Annotated in this window: 18 protein-coding genes; all 18 read right to left on the bottom strand. The window is 54.6% G+C overall.

Features of this window, described 5'->3' with window-relative positions; translation table 11 throughout:
* Nucleotides 1-155: 155 nt before the first annotated feature.
* The 18 genes from FGQ86_RS15020 to metK all read right to left on the bottom strand — a co-directional run bounded on the left by FGQ86_RS15020 (nucleotide 156) and on the right by metK (nucleotide 19,505).
* Nucleotides 156-1,460 carry an ABC transporter substrate-binding protein gene (locus tag FGQ86_RS15020; protein WP_033125962.1) on the bottom strand — a complete coding sequence of 435 codons (1,305 nt, stop codon included), beginning with the start codon at nucleotides 1,458-1,460 and terminating at the stop codon, nucleotides 156-158.
* Between the two features lie 145 nt (nucleotides 1,461-1,605).
* Nucleotides 1,606-2,904, bottom strand: coding sequence for an extracellular solute-binding protein (locus FGQ86_RS15015; protein ID WP_138304923.1), 1,299 nt, complete (start codon nucleotides 2,902-2,904; stop codon nucleotides 1,606-1,608).
* Nucleotides 2,879-4,681 carry a sensor histidine kinase gene (locus tag FGQ86_RS15010; protein WP_138304921.1) on the bottom strand — a complete coding sequence of 601 codons (1,803 nt, stop codon included), beginning with the start codon at nucleotides 4,679-4,681 and terminating at the stop codon, nucleotides 2,879-2,881. Before FGQ86_RS15010 ends, FGQ86_RS15015 begins: the two co-directional genes overlap by 26 nt.
* Before the next feature lie 12 nt (nucleotides 4,682-4,693).
* Nucleotides 4,694-6,295, bottom strand: a complete 1,602-nt coding sequence (locus tag FGQ86_RS15005; protein WP_138304919.1) for a response regulator — start codon at nucleotides 6,293-6,295, stop codon at nucleotides 4,694-4,696.
* A 58-nt stretch (nucleotides 6,296-6,353) separates the two neighbouring features.
* Nucleotides 6,354-6,518, bottom strand: a complete 165-nt coding sequence (locus FGQ86_RS16350) for a hypothetical protein (RefSeq protein WP_195639072.1) — start codon at nucleotides 6,516-6,518, stop codon at nucleotides 6,354-6,356.
* Nucleotides 6,519-6,536: 18 nt separating this feature from the next.
* Entirely contained in the window at nucleotides 6,537-8,477 is a 1,941-nt protein-coding gene (gene lysS, locus FGQ86_RS15000) for a lysine--tRNA ligase (protein ID WP_138304917.1), read from the bottom strand.
* 181 nt (nucleotides 8,478-8,658) lie between these two features.
* Entirely contained in the window at nucleotides 8,659-9,141 is a 483-nt protein-coding gene (gene greA / locus FGQ86_RS14995) for a transcription elongation factor GreA (RefSeq protein WP_033125957.1), read from the bottom strand.
* Nucleotides 9,142-9,383: 242 nt separating this feature from the next.
* Nucleotides 9,384-10,358 (bottom strand): tRNA dihydrouridine synthase DusB, encoded by a 975-nt coding sequence (dusB, locus tag FGQ86_RS14990; RefSeq protein WP_033125985.1) that lies wholly within the window; start codon nucleotides 10,356-10,358, stop codon nucleotides 9,384-9,386.
* 49 nt (nucleotides 10,359-10,407) lie between these two features.
* The gene (locus tag FGQ86_RS14985) at nucleotides 10,408-11,211 is read right to left on the bottom strand and encodes a type III pantothenate kinase (RefSeq protein ID WP_033125956.1); all 804 of its coding nucleotides are present in this window, start codon (nucleotides 11,209-11,211) and stop codon (nucleotides 10,408-10,410) included.
* 48 nt (nucleotides 11,212-11,259) lie between these two features.
* Nucleotides 11,260-11,595 carry a DUF6145 family protein gene (locus FGQ86_RS14980; protein WP_033125955.1) on the bottom strand — a complete coding sequence of 112 codons (336 nt, stop codon included), beginning with the start codon at nucleotides 11,593-11,595 and terminating at the stop codon, nucleotides 11,260-11,262.
* A complete protein-coding gene (locus tag FGQ86_RS14975; protein WP_033125954.1) occupies nucleotides 11,588-12,571 on the bottom strand; it encodes a biotin--[acetyl-CoA-carboxylase] ligase in 984 nt (327 codons plus the stop codon). The genes FGQ86_RS14980 and FGQ86_RS14975 overlap by 8 nt, the downstream gene beginning before the upstream one ends.
* 7 nt (nucleotides 12,572-12,578) lie before the next feature.
* Entirely contained in the window at nucleotides 12,579-13,514 is a 936-nt protein-coding gene (gene argF / locus FGQ86_RS14970) for an ornithine carbamoyltransferase (protein ID WP_033125953.1), read from the bottom strand.
* A gap of 125 nt (nucleotides 13,515-13,639) precedes the next feature.
* Entirely contained in the window at nucleotides 13,640-14,587 is a 948-nt protein-coding gene (locus tag FGQ86_RS14965) for an SPFH domain-containing protein (protein ID WP_033125952.1), read from the bottom strand.
* A gap of 1 nt (nucleotide 14,588) precedes the next feature.
* Complete coding sequence (locus FGQ86_RS14960; RefSeq protein ID WP_033125951.1) at nucleotides 14,589-15,026, bottom strand: NfeD family protein; 438 nt, start codon at nucleotides 15,024-15,026, stop codon at nucleotides 14,589-14,591.
* Between the two features lie 19 nt (nucleotides 15,027-15,045).
* A complete protein-coding gene (locus FGQ86_RS14955; RefSeq protein ID WP_138304915.1) occupies nucleotides 15,046-15,873 on the bottom strand; it encodes an RNA methyltransferase in 828 nt (275 codons plus the stop codon).
* A gap of 126 nt (nucleotides 15,874-15,999) precedes the next feature.
* The gene (locus FGQ86_RS14950) at nucleotides 16,000-16,689 is read right to left on the bottom strand and encodes a response regulator transcription factor (protein ID WP_033125950.1); all 690 of its coding nucleotides are present in this window, start codon (nucleotides 16,687-16,689) and stop codon (nucleotides 16,000-16,002) included.
* Nucleotides 16,682-18,178, bottom strand: coding sequence for a HAMP domain-containing sensor histidine kinase (locus FGQ86_RS14945; RefSeq protein ID WP_138304913.1), 1,497 nt, complete (start codon nucleotides 18,176-18,178; stop codon nucleotides 16,682-16,684). Before FGQ86_RS14945 ends, FGQ86_RS14950 begins: the two co-directional genes overlap by 8 nt.
* A 139-nt stretch (nucleotides 18,179-18,317) precedes the next feature.
* On the bottom strand, nucleotides 18,318-19,505 hold the full coding sequence (gene metK / locus FGQ86_RS14940; protein WP_138304911.1) for a methionine adenosyltransferase: 1,188 nt from the start codon (nucleotides 19,503-19,505) through the stop codon (nucleotides 18,318-18,320).
* Nucleotides 19,506-19,600 lie beyond the last annotated feature (95 nt).

Below are 19,600 nucleotides of genomic sequence, written 5' to 3'. Positions count from 1 at the left end.
CGTCTAATTGCCATGCCCGCTTTTCAGCGGGTTTTCTTTTTCTCAAATTTCCTCAATCATGCATTTTCCTATAAAGTGAAAAAGCGGCGTTCAGACTTTTTCTGCCCGCCGCTTTCCTGTTCAATTCAATATGTCTTTCAGATCTTCCGGAAAGATTACTCTGCTGATGCCGCTGCCTCTGTAGCCCATCCGTCCACAAATGCGCTTACAACTTTATCCCAGTTGGCATCTGTCTGATCTGCCGCATATGCAGTCAGCGCAGATCCTACGCCGTTTTTCCACTCTTCAGAAGGCATGGTTGAGAATACCCATGTCACAGGTGTTTTCCCGTCTTCCATGTACGCGTTGGCTTCGTTTACCAGTGTATTTTCAGACTCAAGGTTGGACTCGAACGGAATGACAAATCCCATATCCTTGCACATAGCCTCCACACCTTCATCGGAAGTTACACACCAGTTCATGAAATCCAGTGTTGCCTGGATATCTTCCTCAGATGCCTTGGAGTTTACACACCAGTAGTTCTCTGTTCCTGTGCAGACGCCCTGGTTCTCCTCGCCCTCAACTCCGATGTAGATTGGCAGAATGCCAAGGTTCTCATCCCCGATATCCGCAATGTTGTTGTACTCCCATGTACCGTTCTGGTAGAAGACCGCTTCCTCTGTCACAAACTCTGCTGTAGAGTCATCGGCTGTCTTTGTGGAAATCTCTGTCGGTTCGCAGGTTGCATTATTGATGTACAGATCCCAGATCTGGCGGTAATTGTCAAGGTATGTGCCCTTGATGGCGTCTGTATTGTCAATGCCCTCATCCTTGTACTCATAGTAGATCGGAAGATTTGCCAGATGTGTCTTGAATCTCCAGTCAGATGAGCTGTCCATGCCTGCTGATGTAAAAGCGGAAAATCCAAGTTCATCCTTTCTTGCCGTAATGTCTTCCACTACCTTTTTGAAGCTGTCAAAGTCTGTGATATCGTCTGCTGTGTAGCCTGCTTTCTCAAGAAGGTCCTTGTTGTAGATAATGCCGTAGTTCTCGATAACGTAGGCAATACCTGCCATCTTATCGCCGTCCATCAGCGCAAAACTGTCGTCTGTCAGCTCCCCTGCGATATCGGAGTCAGACAGATCATAGCAGTAGTCTTTCCAGCTTGCCAGTCCCACAGGTCCGTTTACCTGGAACAGGGTAGGCGCATCTGTCTTTGCCATCTCTGATTTCAGTGTCTTCTCATACTCTCCGGAAGCTGCTGTCAGAACTGTCACCTCCACGCCGGTCTCCTCTGTGTAGACTTCCGCCAGTTCCTGCCAGTACTCGTCCGCCTCAGGCTTAAAGTTGAGGTAATATACCTTTCCTTCTGCCTCACTGCTGCCGCTGTCCCCGGAGTCAGAGGAGCTTCCGCATCCTGCCACCAGGCCTGCTGTCATGGCTGCAACTAATAATAATGATATTACTTTTTTCTTTTTCATATCCTTCCTCGCCTTTCTGAAAACCTCTGTTTTCTTTGTTCTGGGACTATTATAACCGGCCGCTCTTCCTCCCCGTTATCAAATAAAAAACCAGGAATGCCAAAAAAAATACTTCAGCGCCGGTATCTTCTCCGGCGCCGAAGCATCACTGCTCCTCCAGAAATTCCTGGATGCTCTCATCTTCTTTTTTTGTAAATTCCTCCGGGCTGATCTTCCCCTGGGCCAGATCCGGAAGGATGGTTCCCAGCGTCTCCTCCTGCAGGATGGAGTTCCATTTCACCTGGTAGTTGGGGACAAGGACCGGGCCGCTTTTGTAGGTCTCTATATAGTCCCGCTCTGCCTGGGTCAGGGAATCCGGACTCTGTTCAAACAGCTCCTCCCTCTGCTCCATGTTCATCTGCGTGCGCAGCTTCAGAAGAGCCGCCGCCCCCTCTTTGACTTCCTGGCTGTAGCTGGACACAATGGCCCAGCCAAATGTCTCAGGGGATGAGATCAGCCTGTTTTCCGGAAATGCCGAGAACCTTACTTTGTCCTGCCACTCTTCGGGAATCTGATCCATCATCCAGTATCCGTTGGGGATCATGGCTGCCTTCCCGGAGAAAAAATTCTCATAGGACACATCAAAATCAGCATACAGCGCATCACCTGTAGTGTACCGAAACAGCCGCTCCAGCGTCCGGGCAATGCGCAGCCCGCTTTCGCCCTGATAGGTATCCGGGTAGAACTGCTGCATGAACTGCGCTCCTTCCTCCGTGGAGGCTGCCTCCGCCGTGGCAAAAAGCATGGGCGCCCAGGCCGTCCCCTCCGTATGAAGGGCCAGCGGAGTGATGCCGCAGCTCTCCAGCTTCTCGCAGCACTCCCAGAATTCCTCCCAGGTTTCGGGAAACTTCTCAATACCCGCCTGGGCAAACAGCTCCTCGTTCCAGAAGATCCCGGAACAGGAAAATGCCGCCGTACTGACAGGGCCCAGATAGATACTGCCGTCCTCCTCGCTGCAGGACTCCAGCACCGACGGCTCGATCATCTCCATCCACTCTTCATCTTCCTTGATATACCCGGACAGTTCCTCGATCCTGCCATCCTGGATCATCGTATAATAGAAGGCGGGAAGCATCCGGAGATCTGTAATGACAGCCGGGAGGGTATCTGTCACATTCTGCCTTTTCAGGTTCTGCCGGTACTCTTCCTCCGTCTCCATGACCCACTCCACATCCGCCTGCCACTTCCCATCATACAGTTCATTGAATGCCTGGATCACATCTTCCTCATTTTTATTGCCTGTAGAGGAGTCCACGATCAGGATGACCGGGATGGGCACCTCCTCCCCGCCTGCTTTTTCCTCTGTCTGCCTTCCCGCGCAGCCTGCGGCTGCCACGGAGAAAAGCAGGGAAACCGCTGCCGCCTGTATGACTCTTCCTTTAAATCTGTATCTGTTCCTGCTCATATGCCTCCTGCCCGTCTCCCCGGGGAATTTTGATCGTACAGCTTGTTCCATCTTCCTGTGCTCTGCAGTAAAAGGCTGCCCCGTCCCCGTACTTCAGTCTGAGCCGGGTCAGAATATTTACCACGCCGTAGCCGTGCCTCTTATCCGGAAAGCAGTTTTTCATCTCTCCCAGAGGCAGCTTGTTCATTCCGTTGATCTTCTGCACCATGTCCGCCTCCATGGGGGCGCCGTTGTTGTACACCTCCAAGTACAGCTCCTCTTCTTCCTTCCACACGGTGATCCGGATCTGTCCTCCCTCAAAAATATCCCGGAATCCATACTTTACTGCATTTTCCACAAGCGGCTGCAGGACCAGCTTCAGAACAGTTGTGTGGGCGGCATCCACCCGGCAGTCTACCTGGTAGGAGAAAAGATCTTTGTTTCGTATCTGCTGGATCTCCATGTAACTCTTCACATTCTCCAGCTCGTCTTCCACAGTCACTATATCGTTTCCTTTGCTCAGCGACAGCCGCAGATATCTGGACAGGGCCTGGATCATCCGCATAGTCGTCTCTTCCTTGTTGATCCGGGCCAGCATATAGATCGTATCCAGTGTATTGTACAGAAAATGAGGATTGATCTGGCTGATCAGCATGTTCAGCTCCGATGTGCGCAGCTCTCTCTCCTGCTCCTTGATCTCCTCCAGCAGCCTCTGGATATTCCCGAGCAGTTCATTGTAGGAATGACCGATCTCGTCCAGCTCTGTGTTTGTGTGAAGCTCTATGGTCCGGTCAAAATTGCTGCCGTCAAATTCCGCCATGGCCGTCCGGATTTCCTGGATGGGCTTTGTAAATCTTCTGGAGAAATAAATACTCAGCACCGCGGCCGCAGCCAGCACCACAAGGTAGATCCCGGCCAGCACCAGGAAAACAGGGAAGATCCCCTGGTTCAGCACCCTATCCGGCACAAAGGAAAAGACCGCCAGCCCGCTGGCCTCATCCCGGTACGCCGACAGAACGCCTCCTGGAACACTCTCCCCCTCCAGGATCATGCCGGCAGACCCGCTCCCGGCGATACGCTCCGCTATATCCGCCTGGCGCTTCTTACCCACGCTGAATTCCTCCGGAACCGAGGAAAAACAGAGCTGCCCTTTGGCGTCAATAATGCCAACCGCCGCCTCGCTTGTCAGCTCTCCACTTGTCCCTGTGATCCCCTCCAGAAACGCATCGTCCATCCTGAAGAACAGCATCCCGGGGTCGTGGGCGTACTCCATGCTCCGGACATACCTTCCGATAAAAAGCGCCTCCTCCTCTGTTCCAAAAAGCGTATCTTTCGCCCAGAACCATTTCGTTCGGGCGTAGTCCGCTCCCAGATACTCCTGGAAACCGCTGTCCGTCACATCCTCAGAGGTTACATCTGAATAGGATTTACTGTATACGTTCCCTTTATTATCCACATAGCAGTAATCCGCGATGTGCTCCAGCCCCACATAGGCGAAATATTTACTCAGACCAATGCGGCTGACTTCCTCCAGCCCCTTACTGCGCAGGCTCTGCTGCACATCGTCATAGAGGACGCACTCTGCCGTCGCCTCGTCGCTCTGGCGAAACAGATTTTCCAGGCTGATGCCCATTCTCTCCGTCATAAACTCGTATTTTGCGATCACCGCCCGGGTCAGCCTGTTCTTCACATACAGGCCGGCCCCCAGGCTGGAGAGAAGAAGCGCAAGCCCCAGGAGCGCCGCCGTATACTTCAGATATTTTTTCTGTATACCGGATACCTTCTCGTTTCTTTTCATGTCGATTTCTGTCTATCCCTCGTACTCTTTCTTGTATTCGCTTGGGAGCTTTCCCGTGTACTGCTTGAACACATGGGAAAAATAGGACGGTTTGTGGATCCCCACCGCCTCACAGATATCTCCGATACTGCCTTTTCCTTCCTCCAGCAGCTTTTTGGCCTTCTCCATCCTCTGCTGGAGAAGATACTGCTTGAACGTCATGTGGAACGTATTTTTAAACACCCTTCCGAAATAGACCGGGTTCAGATAAATGTGGGAGGCCACAGATACAATGGACAGCTCCTCATCCCTGAGATGTTCCTCTATATAAGCCACTGCCTCTGACATGTACTCTTTAAAATATCTCGTCTCATCCTGCTTTGCGTCGCTTTTTCTCACTTCAATGGCCGCGCACAGGATCCGGTAACAGACATCCACCATCTTTGCCGTGCCGATGGTTCCCAGATTGTCGTAGTAGCCCCGGAACTTTTCCCGGATATCCTCCGACAGCCCGTAAGATGCCTGGAGCATGAGTTCCACTTTCAGCATCATCCGATGGAGATGCTGCCGCTGCTGTTCCTCCTCGTGGGGCAGCCCGTAGACAAACTGGACAAAGGCCTCCTTCAGCTCTTTCTCACTGTTCCTGCGCACAGCGTTCACGATCAGGTTGTCCACATCCCCGCTTTCTCCGGCCGTCGCCGCCTGGTCCGGCAGCTCCACCCCCTCCGGGGAAGTAAAAGCACCCGCTCCAGACACACTGGCAATCTCGAACAACTTCCGGGCTTCCACATAACTTCTTTTGATCCCGGCAATGCCTTTGTAGGGCTTGGATATGGCGGCAACAACCCTGCTCTGCTCCTCCTTTTTAATGTATTCCAGGAAGTGCTTCAGCTTTCCCACCGCCTCTTTGTCCGTGGTGCGGACGATAAACGCGCTGCCCGTCTCCTCGCCGTCAGCCCGCCAGCAGAAATAGCGGCTCTCCAGCTCCTCTTCCAGCCTTTTAAGAAGCGCAAATCTGGCCGCTTCATAATCCAGGTAATCCGTGATCTTGTAGGCCACATCTATATCCGCGTACACAGTGATAAAGCGCTCCTCATTTCCAGGCATGTCTCCCAGCGTCCGGAAGACTTCTTCCACCTTTTCCTCCGGGAGCCTGTCCCGGACATAATTCTGCACAACCACCTGCTGAAAGCTGGTTCCATCCTTCACCAGCAGCTTCTCCCAGCTCTCATACCTGGCCTCCTGCTCCATCTGCTCCATGCAGGTCCGGTAGGCTGCCTCCATGGTCTCCCGCAGCTTCTCATCCTCAATAGGCTTCAGCAGATAAGCGAAGGCCCCCAGATCGCAGGCCTGCTGGGCATAGTCAAAATCCCGGTAGGCGCTGAGGACGATAAACATGCAGTCCATGTCCGTTTTCTGGATCTCCTCCATCACCATTAGCCCCGTGATCTGTTTCATCCGGATATCTGTCAGCACCACATGGGGCTTTGTCTCTTTGATCACCTCTATGGCCTGCTCGCCGCTCTGGGCTGAGCCCACTACCTTAAAACCCATGTCCGCCCAGTCGTAGGTGTCAAGCAGTCCCTGCAGCAGGATAGGTTCATCGTCCACGATCACAAGTTTCAATAATTTCATAAAAACCTCTTCTCCCAGGAGCGCCCGGCCAGCCCCTCCGCCGGCCGGTACACTGAGTCTATCTTATCATATCATCACGTACTATTTTAAGTCCTCCGGGAGAAAAACCTGTAACAAAAACTATACCTGGCATGCAAAAAATTAAACCTGTGTGTTTTCCAGACACAAAAAGAGCACTCCTTGAAAGATCTCTCCTCCAAAAAGTGCTCTTCTGCAGTCTCATTTCTTATATTTTCTATTTTTAGTACAACTTTGCTCCTGCCGGAATCTGGTCATCCACCATCAGCAGGTTCAGCCCCTCATGTCCGTCATACTCGTACACCGCGCTGATCAGCATACCCTCGGAGTCAATGCCCATCATCTTCCTGGGCGGAAGGTTTGTAATGGCGATCGCTGTCTTTCCGACCAGCTCCTCCGGCTCGTAGTACTCGTGGATACCGCTCAGGATCGTGCGCTTCCGGTCTGTCCCGTCGTTCAGGGTGAACTTCAGGAGCTTCTTGCTCTTGGGGACCGCCTCGCAGGCCTCGATCTTCACGGCGCGGAAATCGGACCGGCTGAACGTCTCGAAGTCCACCATATCTTCAAACAGGGGCTCTATCTTCACCCTGGACAGGTCAAGAGCAGGAGCGGATACCGCCGCTGTCTGTGCCGGCGCAACGGACTGAGCCTCGTTGTTTGCCGCGTTCTTTGCGGCACCCTGACTCTTCATGGTCGGAAACAGGAGCACGTCCCTGATGGCCGCGGAGTCTGTCAGGAGCATGCACATCCTGTCAATACCGAAGCCAATTCCGCCTGTGGGCGGCATGCCGATCTCCAGCGCGTTCAGGAAATCTTCATCTGTATGCTCGGCCTCCTCGTCGCCTGCTGCCGCATTGGCATCCTGCTGGGCAAAACGCTCTCTCTGGTCAATGGGGTCGTTCAGCTCAGAGTAGGCATTGGCCATCTCCCAGCCGTTCATGAAGAACTCAAAGCGCTCCACGTAGTCCGGATCATCCGGCTTTTTCTTTGTGAGCGGTGAGATCTCGATCGGATGGTCTGTGACAAAGGTAGGCTGGATCAGGTGTTCCTCCGCATACTCCTCAAAGAACATGCTCAGAATGTCGCCCTTCTTATGACGCTCCTCATAGGCAATGTGATGCTCGTCCGCAAGCTTTTTTGCGTCCTCTGTTGTCTTCACCTCATTCCAGTCGATGCCTGCGTATTTCTTCACAGCATCCACCATAGTGATCCTCTCAAAGGGCTTGCCAAGATCGATCTCCACACCGTTGTAGGTGATGGTGGTAGTTCCCAGCACCTCCTGGGCCACATGGCGATACAGGTTCTCGGTGAGATCCATCATTCCGTTGTAGTCTGTGTAAGCCTGGTACAGCTCCATCAGGGTGAACTCCGGGTTGTGTCTTGTGTCCAGTCCCTCGTTTCTGAACACCCGGCCGATCTCGTAAACTCTCTCCAGGCCGCCCACGATCAGTCTCTTCAGGTAGAGCTCCAGGGAAATACGGAGCTTGAAGTCCTCTCCCAGAGCGTTGAAATGTGTCTCGAAGGGTCTGGCCGCAGCGCCGCCGGCATTGCTTACCAGCATGGGGGTCTCCACCTCGAGAAATCCCTGGCTGTCCAGGTATCTGCGGATTGAGCTGATAATGTGGGATCTCTTGATAAATGTATCCCGCACCTCCGGGTTCATGATCAGATCCACGTACCTCTGGCGGTAGCGTGTGTCTGTGTTTGTCAGGCCGTGGAATTTCTCCGGCAGGATCTGAAGGCTCTTGGACAGGAGCTTCACCGCAGAGGCGTGAATGGAAATCTCGCCTGTCTTTGTCTTGAAGACCTCGCCCTCAATGCCCACGATATCGCCGATATCCAGCTTCTTGAACTCCTTGTAGGGCTCCTCACCAACGCTGTCTCTCGTCACATAGGACTGAATATTGCCGCTCTGGTCCAGAACATTACAGAAAGAAGCCTTGCCCATCACGCGCTTCTGCATGATACGGCCGGCAACGGACACGTGCTTGCCCTCCATCTCCTCATAATGATCTTTGATGTCAGCCGCATGGCATGTCACATCATACTTTGTAATCTTAAACGGGTCCTTCCCGTTTGCCTGGAGATCCGCCAGCTTTTCGCGGCGCACCTTCCTGAGCTGGTTCACATCCTGTTCCTGTACATTGTTCTGCTGCCTGGTCACTTTATTCACTCCTTCTTTTTCTTCTTATTCTTGTACTTATTCTGTACCTGTTCTCTTGCTATCTGTACTCTTATATCCATATGGCTCCTTCGCCCAAATCCATCCGCCTGCGTCTGCCTGGTCTGACCTGATCCTGTCGCTTCCGGTCCGGTCAGCCCTCATCCGGCCTGCGGGATTTAGTTTAAATGGAGCGCTCGATCTTAAGTACCTTGTACACCAGTTCCCCTGCCTGCGTCTCCACAGTCACTTCATCGCCCTCCTCGTGGCCCAGAAGCGCCTGACCCACCGGGGACTCATTGGAAATCTTGCCCTGGAGACTGTTTGCCTCGGTGGAGCCAACGATCTTGAATTCCATCTCCTCCTCGAATTCCTCGTCGTAGACAGTCACTGTGCAGCCAATGCTGATCTTGTCCAGATTGACCTCATCCTCCACAACGACCTCTGCGTTCTTCAGGATCTTCTCCAGCTCCTCAATACGGGCCTCGATATCTCTCTGCTCGTCCTTGGCCGCATCGTACTCAGCGTTCTCGGACAGGTCTCCCTGCTCCCTTGCCTCCTTGATCTTTCCGGCAACCTCTTTCCGTTTTACAACCTTCAGGTTCTCCAGTTCATCCTCCAGCTTTTTCAGGCCTTCGTAGGTCAGAATTGTCTTTTTTTCTTCCATTTTGATCCTCTCCTCTTCCTGCTTACATTCTGTCTATTTTACAGAAGTTTTCTTCTGTTTAAGTCCACTTTCACAATTTCAATATTATACATAACGTCTTTTTCAATGTCAATACATTTTTCCCCTTAACTGTATACTTAATATATACGTAAGAAACGCAAAAAAGAACAGGGACACCACCTGATTGTGATGCCCTGTTCCCGCTTGATTTATACAGACGGACAAACCCTTTTTAATTTCTTTTATACCAGCCGTTCATGCAGAAGAACCTCCAGCTCCCCGTAGGTCTCCACCTGGTTGATCTCCTCCCGGAGCCGGGCCGAGCCCCGCAGCCCTCTTGTATACCAGGAGACATGGCTCCTCATCTCCCGGATGCCTGTGTACTCTCCCTTGTACTCCACCTGGAGACGGGCGTGTCGCAGCATCATCTCCCGGATCTCCCGGATGTCCGGCCTGGGCGGGATCTGCCCTGTCTCGTCATAGCTCTTCAGCTCGCGGAAGATCCACGGGTTCCCCCTGGCTCCCCGTCCGATCATGACGCCGTCACAACCGGTCTCCTCCATCATCCGCAGGGCGTCCTGCACACAGGTCACGTCCCCGTTGCCGATGACCGGGATGCGGACCGCCTCCTTCACCTGGCGGATGATATCCCAGTCCGCCTGCCCGGAGTAGTACTGCTCCCTTGTCCGCCCGTGGACAGCCACTGCCGCCGCCCCCGCGTCCTCGATGATCCTGGCGATCTCCACCGCATTGACGCAGGTGTCGTCAAAGCCCTTCCGTATCTTGACTGTCACCGGCTTGCGGATGGCCTTCACTGTCCGGGACACGATCTCGTGGACGAGGCGGGGCTGCTTCATGAGGGCAGAGCCCTCCCCGTTCTTCACCACCTTGGGCACCGGGCAGCCCATGTTGATGTCCAGGATCTGAAAGGGCAGTTCCTCTATGGCTTTGGCCTGCTCGCTGATGACCTCCGGCTCGGAGCCGAAGAGCTGCAGGGATACCGGGTACTCCTCCGGGTGAATGGAGAGGAGGGCCTTTGTGTTCCTGTTCTTGTACTGGAGCGCCTTGGCGCTGACCATCTCCATGCACAGAAGTCCCGCCCCCTGCTCTTTGCATAGCAGACGAAATGGCAGGTCTGTCACGCCTGCCATCGGTGCCAGCACATAGGGGTGCTCGATCGTGAGTGTTCCTATCTTCAGCTGTCTTCTCTCTCCCATGTCCTGTGTATCCTTTCTCCCGTCCGATCTTTCTTGGTCTATCCCTTCTCTAGGCATCCTTTCTCCCGTCCGGCCTTCTGCTGCGGAACCGGTTTCTCTCATAGACCAGCCGCAATCCCTCCAGCGTCAGGATGGGATCATAGATGTCAATGCTCTCTGTGGCCGCAGCCAGGATATTGCCCAGTCCGCCTGTAGCCACCACTCTGGCGTCCGTATAGCCGGACTCCTTTTTCATCTGGCTGATAATGTACTCTGTCTGTCCGATGTAGCCGTAGACAAGTCCGGCCTGCATGCTGGACACAGTCTCCCTGGCCAGGATGGTCTCGGGCTTGCGGATCTCGATCTCCGGAAGCATGGCCGCATCCCCCCAGAGGGCCCTGGCGGAGGTGCGGATACCGGGCGCTGTGACTCCCACGGCAAAGGTGCCGTCCGGCTCCACCAGATCGTAGGTGGTGGCAGTTCCGAAGTCCACCACAATGACCGGCCCGCCATAGAGATAGTAGGCGGCCACCGCGTCCACGATACGGTCCGCTCCGGTCTGCCTCGGATTTTCCGTAGCCACCCGGATGCCTGTCTTGATCCCAGCTGACACGATGATCGGCTTCCGGTCAAAGTACTTGATAATGCAGCTGGTCAGAGAGTGCATGATATCCGGCACAACAGAGGCGATGATGATATCGTCCACGTGATCCGGATCCTCCCCCTGGTTGCGGATCAGTTCACGGATGGCGATCCCGTACTCGTCCGATGTGCGGGGCAGCTTTGTGGTCATACGGAATTTGGCCACCAGCTCCTCCTCACGGAAAAGTCCCATTGTAAAGTTTGTGTTTCCCACATCGATTGCAAGAAGCATCTGTCCTGTTTCCTCCTTACTCCCCTGGCGGGGCTGTTCTTGTACCTGCTACAGATCCAGGTCCTCTCCCATAAAAAACACTCTGTAGTAGAGCTGGAGGGACTGGAGCAGCTCCGCCTTCTCCTGCTGGAGCTGCTTGATCTTCAGCCTGCTCCCGATCTCGTCGAACATGGCATCCCCCTCCGCGGATGTGACCTCAAAGCACAGGTCCCCGTTCTCCTCGTAGACAAGGGTCAGGATGCCTCCCACGTCGTGGACATAGAGGACGCACATGATCTTCAGCTCGTCCTTTACGTGATCCGGAAGCTGCTCAAAATCCGGGTTCAGATAATATTTTTCCTCGTATGAATTGGCTCCGCAGAGCACGATCTTTCCATTATACATATCCATAAATTCCTCTCACAGAGACCTCCCCCGCAAAGACGGCCTCCCTGCTGCCGTCCTCCTTCCGCACGAGGAGCTCTCCCCTGTCATTAATGCCAAAGGAGAGGGCATTGTACTCGTGTCCCGGCTCCAGGACCCGCACTTGCTCTCCCACATTCACCAGCAGCTCATTGTAGGCCTCCCGCATCCCGGACAGGTCATTTGTCCCCAGGAAGCGGCTGTAATTGTCCTCAAAGCGCTCCATCACCGCGGCTATGAGGGGCCCCCGAAGGAAGCTCCTGCCCGCCTCCAGCATAAGAGAGGTGGCCCTGTCCGCAATGTCCTCCGGAAAGGAGGGCTGGTTCACATTGATCCCCACGCCGATGACGATATAGTTGATATAGTCCATCTCCGCGCTCATCTCCGTCAGAATGCCGCAGAGCTTTTTCCCGCCTGCCACAATGTCATTGGGCCACTTAATGCGGGCATCGATGCCGGTCTTCTCCCGGATGGCTTCCGCCACGCTCTGGGCCATGACAAGGGTCAGCATGGGGGCGTCCGAGGGCCGGATGTCCGGCCTGAGGAGAAGCGACATATAGATGTCCCTGCCCGGCGGAGAATCCCAGCTGCGTCCCCGGCGTCCTTTTCCTGCCATCTGCCGGTCCGCCACCGCCAGGGTCCCGGCGGGAGCCCCCTCCTCACCCAGTCTCTTGGCCTGGGTGTTGGTGGAATCCGTCTCGCGAAAATAAGAGACATTCCGCCCTGCCCACTCAGTGGAGATCCTGCTCTCGATCTCCGCCTGTGACAGTATGTCCGGGCTCTCGCTCAACCGATATCCCCTGTTGCGGACTGCCTCTATCTGATAGCCTTCTTCCTTCAGCTGTTCTATTACTTTCCAGACAGCAGTTCTGGAAACATGGAACTTTTCGCAGATCTGCTGTCCGGACACATATCCTTCGCTCTCCCGGAGCATGGATAAAATCTCAGTCTTCTTCATATCCCACTTAATCACCGAGGGTGGCGACCATGATGGCCTTGATGGTGTGGAGACGGTTCTCCGCCTCGTCAAACACGACGGATGCCTCGCTCTCGAACACGTCCTCGGTTACCTCTTTTCCTTTATTTGCCGGCAGGCAGTGGGAGAACAGTGTGGTAGACTTGCCTGTCCTCTTCATGAGCTCCGCGTTGACCTGGTAGGGCAGCGCCAGCTTGGTGCGCTCCTGCTCCTTCTTCTCCTCTCCCATAGAGAACCATACGTCGGTGTAGAGCATATCTGCTCCCTCCACAACGTCCAGCTTGTCGGAGACCTCCACAGTGGAGCCGGCTGCCTGCGCAAAGCCCTTGCATGTCTCCACCAGCTTCTCGTCCGGCCAGAGCTCCTTCGGCGCTGCCACGGCCACGTTAACGCCCACCTTGCTGCAGCCCACCAGAAGGCTGTTGGCCACGTTGTTGCGTCCGTCGCCCAGGTAGACGATCTTCAGCCCCTTGACATGTCCAAAATTCTCCTTCAGCGTCAGCAGAGTGGCCAGGCACTGGGTGGGATGCCACTGGTCTGTCAGTCCGTTCCACACCGGCACGCCGCTGTACTCGGCCAGAGCCTCCACAAAGGACTGCTCAAACCCGCGGTACTCGATACCGTCGAACATGCGGCCCAGAACCCGGGCTGTGTCCTCTATGCTCTCCTTCTCTCCCAGCTGGAGCTCGCTTCCCGCCAGGTAGGTGGCTGTGGCCCCCTCGTCCTGAGCTCCGATGGTGAAGGCACACCGGGTCCTGGTGGACGGCTTCTCGAAGATCAGGGCAATGTTCTTTCCCTTCAGGCTGTCGCCTTTAATTCCCTTTTTCCTCTTCTCCTTCAGCTCCTCCGCCAGGTCCACCAGATACATGATCTCCTCCGGTGTAAAGTCAAGTAATTTCAAAAAGCTTCTTCCTTTTAAATTCATTTTATATACATTCCTTCCTGCTGTCAGTGTATACACCCTATAATCATGCATACAAATGCATAAAAATGAGGTGTACCGCTTTCATCATAGCACTTTTGTATATTTTATTCAAGAATTTTGTATATTTATGCTTTCTTTTCTTCCTTTCCGTCCGAGGCGCCCACCTCTGCCAGGGATTTCACCAGGCCGGCAATTCCCTGGATCTCGGAGGGGATGATGATCTTGGTGGCCTTTCCGTCAGCCGCCTTCTCAAACGCCTCCAGGCTCTTGATAGTGAGGACGGACTGGTCTGCGCCCGCCTCCTTCAGGAAGCGGATACCGTCGGCATTTGCCTGCTGCACCTTGAGGATGGCCTCCGCCTGTCCTTCTGCCTCCCGGATGGTGGCCTCCTTCTCTGCCTCTGCTTTGAGGATAGCTGCCTGCTTCGCGGCCTCGGCATCCAGGATGACGGACTCCTTCTTACCCTCCGCCACGAGGATGGAGGATTTCTTCTCACCCTCTGCCCGGAGGATGGCTTCACGTCGCTCACGCTCCGCCTTCATCTGCTTCTCCATAGCGTCCTGGATGGCTGCCGGCGGGATGATGTTTTTCAGCTCCACCCTCTTCACCTTGATGCCCCAGGGATCTGTAGCCACGTCCAGAGTAGCCCGCATTTTCGTGTTGATAGTCTCCCTGGATGTCAGCGTCTGGTCCAGCTCCAGGTCACCGATGATGTTTCGCAGCGTGGTGGCTGTCAGGTTCTCGATAGCCATGATAGGATTTGCCACGCCGTAGCAGAACAGCTTCGGGTCTGTGATCTGGTAGAACACAACGGTATCGATGCGCATGGTAACGTTATCCTTTGTGATCACAGGCTGGGGCGCGAAGTCCACCACCTGCTCCTTCAGATCCACACGCCTTGCCACCCGCTCGATGAACGGGATCTTGAAGTGGATGCCCACTCCCCATGTAGCCTGGTAGGCTCCCAGCCGCTCAATGACGAGCGCCTTTGACTGCTGTACTACCTTGACACAGGATATGAGTATCAGTACGACAAAAATCAAGAGAATAATTCCAACAACTGCCCCCAACATATTACAGTTCCTCCTTTTTCTTTACAATCAGTTTCACGCCCTGCACTCCTTCTACAGAGACGATCGTGTCCTTCGGGATGACTCCCTCCGGTTCATCCGTCCTGGCGGACCAGGTCTCCCCGTCCACCTCCACCAGTCCCTGGCTCTTTATCGTGTCGATGTCCTCCAGGACCACGCCCTGGCGCCCGATCATGCTCTCCACGTTGGTGCTCTGCCGCTTGTTGTTGAAATACTTCAGCGCGATGGGGCGCGTCAGCACAAGAAGCACAACTGACACCACCAGGAACAGGACGATCTGCGTGATGATCCCGAACCCCAGTATACCTGCCAGGAAGGCTACCAGCGCGCCTGCGGCAAACCAGATAGTGGTCAGTCCCAGGGTGGCTATCTCGATGACGAGCAGCACGATAAAGATGATGATCCAGTAAATTGGCGACATGCTTCTCCCTCCTTCTCTTCTAGCTTTCTATACTGCTTTTATCTCTTATTCTCCTCTGCCTGCCCGCCTCGAACATGAGCACAGTGGAAGCAATGGCGACATTCAGAGACTCTACCTCTCCCTCCATGGGGATGCGGATCCAGGTGTCCGCCAGCTCTGCCACCTCCCGTCGCAGGCCGTTCCCCTCATTTCCCATAAGAAACGCGCACCCGCCTATGTAATCCTCCTCATCGTAGGCCCTCTTTCCCTCCAGGTGAGCGGCAAAGGTCCGTATCTTCTCCTGTTTCATCTGCCCCAGAAGCTCCGGCACATCATCCACATACAGACAGGGCATCCGGTAAATGGAGCCCATGGTAGACCGGATAGTCTTCGGGTTGTACAGATCCACACAGTCCCTGCCAAGAAAGATGCCTGTCACCCCCGCTCCCTCTCCGGTGCGGACGATGGTGCCCAGATTGCCCGGGTCCTGCAGATTGTCCAGGACCATGAGAAGAGGCATTTTCCCACTTTCGTCCGGCCGCAGCAGCTTCTCCCGGGACACCCCCGGCATCCTCCCTGCCACGCAGAGCACTCCCTGGGGCGTCTTTGTGTCGGACACGTATCCAAAGACATGGTCGGAGAGGATCTCCGGTCTGACACCGGCCTGGCCGGCCTTTCTGTCCGCCAGCTCCCGCTCTCTCCCGTAAAATGTCTCCGATACGTAGAGCTCCCGCAGCATCTCCCCCGGGATCTCCCGGAACATGCGCAGCCCCTCCGCCAGAAAAACCTGCTCCTCATCCCTGGCTCTTCTCTTTTTTCTGAGTGTGACCAGTCTCTTCACTTTTGGATTTGCCGTGCTCGTGATCATGCTGCCTTCTCTCCCCCGCGGTGTTTTCCGGGAAGCCCACAGGGCTCTCCCTCCAAAATAGTAATAAAAGGGCTGCCCGCGCAACTGCATCGCCGCGCGGACAGCCCGATAGATCCGATGAATTTCCTACATCTTAAAGCGGTAGCCCACTCCCCAGATGGTCTCAATATACTGCGGATTGGCTGTATCCATCTCTATCTTCTCACGGATCTTCTTGATATGCACTGTGACAGTGGCGATATCTCCGATAGATTCCATGTCCCAGATCTCGCTGAACAGTTCATCTTTAGTATACACATGATTAGGGTGACTTGCAAGAAAAGTCAGCAAATCAAACTCCTTTGTCGTAAAATTCTTCTCCTCCCCGTTGACCCACACTCTGCGGGCCGTGGTGTCGATCTTCAGTCCCCGGATCTCGATGATCTTGTTGGCCTCCGCCGCGCTTCCCACAAGCCGCTCGTAGCGGGCCAGATGGGCCTTCACGCGGGCCACCAGCTCGCTGGGACTGAAGGGCTTGGTCATGTAGTCGTCGGCTCCCAGGCCCAGCCCACGGATCTTGTCAATGTCGTCCTTCTTGGCCGACACCATGATGATGGGCGTATTTTTCTTATCCCGCACCTGACGGCAGATCTCAAAGCCGTCCACCCCGGGCAGCATCAGATCCAGGATGAGAAGGTTGAAATCCTCGTTTAAAGCCTTCTCAAGCCCCGTCTCCCCGTCATTGGCCACTTCCACCTCAAATCCGCTCAGCTCCAGATAATCCTTCTCCAGATCTGCGATGGCCTCTTCGTCTTCCACGATCAGTATCTTATTCATTTACCGGCACCTCCTGATATTTCCGGAGGACAAAATACATGGTGGTCCCAGTGCCTTCCCGGCTGGTGGCCCATATTTTTCCTCCATGGTCTTCTATGATCTTCTTGACAACGGAAAGACCGATCCCGCTTCCTCCCTTAGAGGAGTTCCGGGACGCGTCCGTCCTGTAAAATCTCTCGAATATATTGGTCAGGTCCTTGGCGGCAATGCCGCAGCCGTTGTCCTCCAGCTCCACCTGGACGAAATCTCCCACGTCCTTGACACGCAGGTTGATCTTGCCCTTTGCCTTGTCCATATATTTCAGAGAGTTGTTGATGATATTGTGGATCACCCGCTTGATCTGCTCCGCGTCCGCGATGACCTTCACGTCCTCCTCCACATAGTTGAAATAGCCGAACTCCACACCCCGCTGCTCCAGCTCCAGAGCCAGATCCTCGGCGCAGTCGTCAAAGTAGTTGTTCACCGAGAGGGTGCCAAAATTGTAGGGGATGCGGTTCGTGTCGATCTTGGAGTAGAAGGTCAGCTCGTTGATGAGAGTATCCATCTCCCCCGCCTTGTTGTAGATGGTGCGGATATATTTTTCCAGCTTCTCCGGCGTGTCCGCCACGCCGTCCATGATACCCTCGGCATAGCCCTTGATGGTGGTCACGGGGGTCTTCAGGTCATGGGAAATGTTGCTGATGAGCTCCTTATTCTCTTTATCAAAGGCCAGCTTCTCCTCCGCGTTGGCCTTCAGTCTCTTGCGCATCTCCTCAAAGTCCCGGCACAGCTGTCCCAGCTCGTCGTCGGTCTCCCACTTCATCTCAAAGTCCAGGTTTCCCTCCTTAATGTTCTGGGCCGCCTGCTGCATCCTGCCCAGGGGCTGCATGACAGTCCGGTAGATCCAAAGCACAAGCAGCGCCGCCGTAAAGATAAGCACCAGGGCGATGACCACCAGCACGTCCACCGCAAACTCCCTGATCTCCGGGATCATATCCCCCACGTCCGTGACGATAAAGGCGCTTCCGTCGGTTCCGTCGGTGTACTGGAAATCAATCTGTTTCACAAGGATCTGTACATCCCCCCCATAATAGAGGCCCGCGTCAGAGGTGGTCTCTGTGTTTCCGTAGGGAGGCAGCTTGCTCAGCACGCCGTCCAGGCTCTGCACCTTCTCTCCCATATAGGTGATCGTGTCGTCCTTGCGCACGATAAGGCAGGATTTCTTGTCCGCCAGCATATCGTTAAATTCTGCCAGGTAGGTGGCGTCCTCCAGCTTGTCCGGCTCTGTCAGGGCTGTCGCCTTCAGCTGATGGCAGGGCTCCACGGTGAGCTGCCCCAGCACCTGCACCGGGTTGGTCAGCACCTCCAGTGTGGTCCCCGTCAGGCCGTAGGTCTTCTCGATGGAGCTGATCTGGTATCTCCCCAGCAGAAGGATGAACAGGGATGTGAGCACCACAGGCACCATGATAACTGTAAAAAATGCAATGATCAGTCGGGTTTTAAACTTCATAGCATAAACCTCCGCTGTTATTTTAACATAAAAAGAGCGCTTTCCCAAAAAAGCGCTCATAAATTTTTATAAACTTTTTATAAATATGGCGCCGGGCCTTTACAGGCGCCCGGAGGACACCGCAAATATTCCGAGGCTCCTACAGATATTTCTTCAGATCCTCTGCCCTGTCTGTCTTCTCCCAGGGCAGATCCAGATCCGTGCGGCCAAAGTGTCCGTAGGCCGCCGTCTGCTTGTAGATAGGCCTTCTCAGGTCCAGCATCCGGATGATGCCGGCCGGGCGGAGGTCAAAGTTCTCCCTGATCATCTCCACGATCTTCTCATCAGACAGCCTGCCGGTTCCGAAGGTGTCTACCATGATGGATGTAGGATGGGCCACGCCGATGGCGTAGGAGAGCTGGATCTCGCACTTCTTCGCGATCCCCGCGGCCACGATGTTCTTGGCCACGTACCGGGCCGCGTAGGCCGCAGACCGGTCCACCTTGGTGCAGTCCTTTCCGGAGAAGGCGCCGCCGCCGTGGCGCGCCATGCCGCCGTATGTATCCACGATGATCTTGCGGCCCGTCAGTCCGCTGTCCCCGTGAGGTCCGCCGATGACAAACCGTCCTGTGGGGTTGATGAAGAACTTCGTGTGCTCATCTGTCATGCCCTCCGGGATGACCGTGTCAAAGACATACTTTTTGATGTCCTCGTGGATCTGCTCCTGGGTCACATCCGGGTCGTGCTGGGTGGACAGAACCACTGCCTCCAGCCTGGCGGGCGCTCCGTTTTCATCGTACTCCACTGTCACCTGGGTCTTGCCGTCCGGACGAAGGTAGGGAAGAGTTCCGTTCTTCCTCACTTCCGCCAGCTTCCGGGCCAGCTTATGGGCCAGAGCAGCTGAGTAGGGCATCATCTCCGGCGTCTCGTCTGTGGCGTATCCGAACATCATGCCCTGGTCGCCGGCGCCGATGGCGTCCAGCTCCTCCTCGGACATCTTGTTCTCCTTTGCCTCCAGGGCCTTGTCCACGCCCATGGCGATGTCGGAGGACTGCTCGTCAATGGCTGTGATGACGCCGCAGGTGTCCGCGTCAAAGCCGTATTTTCCTCTCGTGTAGCCGATCTCCCTGACTGTGTCGCGGACGATCTTCTGAATATCCACATAGGCGTTTGTAGTGATCTCTCCCATGACAAGCACCAGACCGGTAGTAGTGCATGTCTCGCAGGCCACGCGGCTCATGGGATCCTGCTCGATGAGGGCATCCAGAATGGCGTCTGAGATCTGGTCGCACATTTTATCCGGATGGCCTTCGGTTACTGACTCTGATGTAAATAATCTTTTTTCCATTGTCCTCTCCTTTTCTTTTCTCCTCGTATAATAAGCCTGTACCCCAGATATACAGGGGTGGGATTATTCACTTTTAATGGTATAGAGGAGTCATC

Origin of the sequence: Clostridium sp. BSD2780061688st1 H5, from assembly GCF_005845155.1 — a bacterium.
Lineage (GTDB): Bacteria > Bacillota > Clostridia > Lachnospirales > Lachnospiraceae > Claveliimonas > Claveliimonas intestinigallinarum.
The sequence above is the reverse complement of the archived record's forward strand: the minus strand, read 5'-3'. Positions and strand labels throughout refer to the sequence as shown.

Excerpts from the sequence above, each read along its gene's own strand:
- FGQ86_RS14955 (WP_138304915.1), bottom strand. The coding sequence starts at position 15,873 with ATGATCACGAGCACGGCAAATCCAAAAGTGAAGAGACTGGTCACACTC.
- FGQ86_RS14975 (WP_033125954.1), bottom strand. The coding sequence starts at position 12,571 with ATGAAGAAGACTGAGATTTTATCCATGCTCCGGGAGAGCGAAGGATAT.
- FGQ86_RS16350 (WP_195639072.1), bottom strand. The coding sequence starts at position 6,518 with ATGAGACTGCAGAAGAGCACTTTTTGGAGGAGAGATCTTTCAAGGAGT.
- argF (WP_033125953.1), bottom strand. The coding sequence starts at position 13,514 with ATGAATTTAAAAGGAAGAAGCTTTTTGAAATTACTTGACTTTACACCG.
- FGQ86_RS14945 (WP_138304913.1), bottom strand. The coding sequence starts at position 18,178 with ATGAAGTTTAAAACCCGACTGATCATTGCATTTTTTACAGTTATCATG.
- FGQ86_RS14965 (WP_033125952.1), bottom strand. The coding sequence starts at position 14,587 with ATGTTGGGGGCAGTTGTTGGAATTATTCTCTTGATTTTTGTCGTACTG.
- metK (WP_138304911.1), bottom strand. The coding sequence starts at position 19,505 with ATGGAAAAAAGATTATTTACATCAGAGTCAGTAACCGAAGGCCATCCG.
- FGQ86_RS14980 (WP_033125955.1), bottom strand. The coding sequence starts at position 11,595 with ATGTATAATGGAAAGATCGTGCTCTGCGGAGCCAATTCATACGAGGAA.
- FGQ86_RS14950 (WP_033125950.1), bottom strand. The coding sequence starts at position 16,689 with ATGAATAAGATACTGATCGTGGAAGACGAAGAGGCCATCGCAGATCTG.
- FGQ86_RS15020 (WP_033125962.1), bottom strand. The coding sequence starts at position 1,460 with ATGAAAAAGAAAAAAGTAATATCATTATTATTAGTTGCAGCCATGACA.
- FGQ86_RS14985 (WP_033125956.1), bottom strand. The coding sequence starts at position 11,211 with ATGCTTCTTGCAATCGATGTGGGAAACACAAACTTTACAATGGGACTT.
- FGQ86_RS15005 (WP_138304919.1), bottom strand. The coding sequence starts at position 6,295 with ATGAAATTATTGAAACTTGTGATCGTGGACGATGAACCTATCCTGCTG.
- FGQ86_RS15010 (WP_138304921.1), bottom strand. The coding sequence starts at position 4,681 with ATGAAAAGAAACGAGAAGGTATCCGGTATACAGAAAAAATATCTGAAG.
- FGQ86_RS14960 (WP_033125951.1), bottom strand. The coding sequence starts at position 15,026 with ATGTCGCCAATTTACTGGATCATCATCTTTATCGTGCTGCTCGTCATC.
- greA (WP_033125957.1), bottom strand. The coding sequence starts at position 9,141 with ATGGAAGAAAAAAAGACAATTCTGACCTACGAAGGCCTGAAAAAGCTG.
- dusB (WP_033125985.1), bottom strand. The coding sequence starts at position 10,358 with ATGGGAGAGAGAAGACAGCTGAAGATAGGAACACTCACGATCGAGCAC.
- FGQ86_RS15015 (WP_138304923.1), bottom strand. The coding sequence starts at position 2,904 with ATGAGCAGGAACAGATACAGATTTAAAGGAAGAGTCATACAGGCGGCA.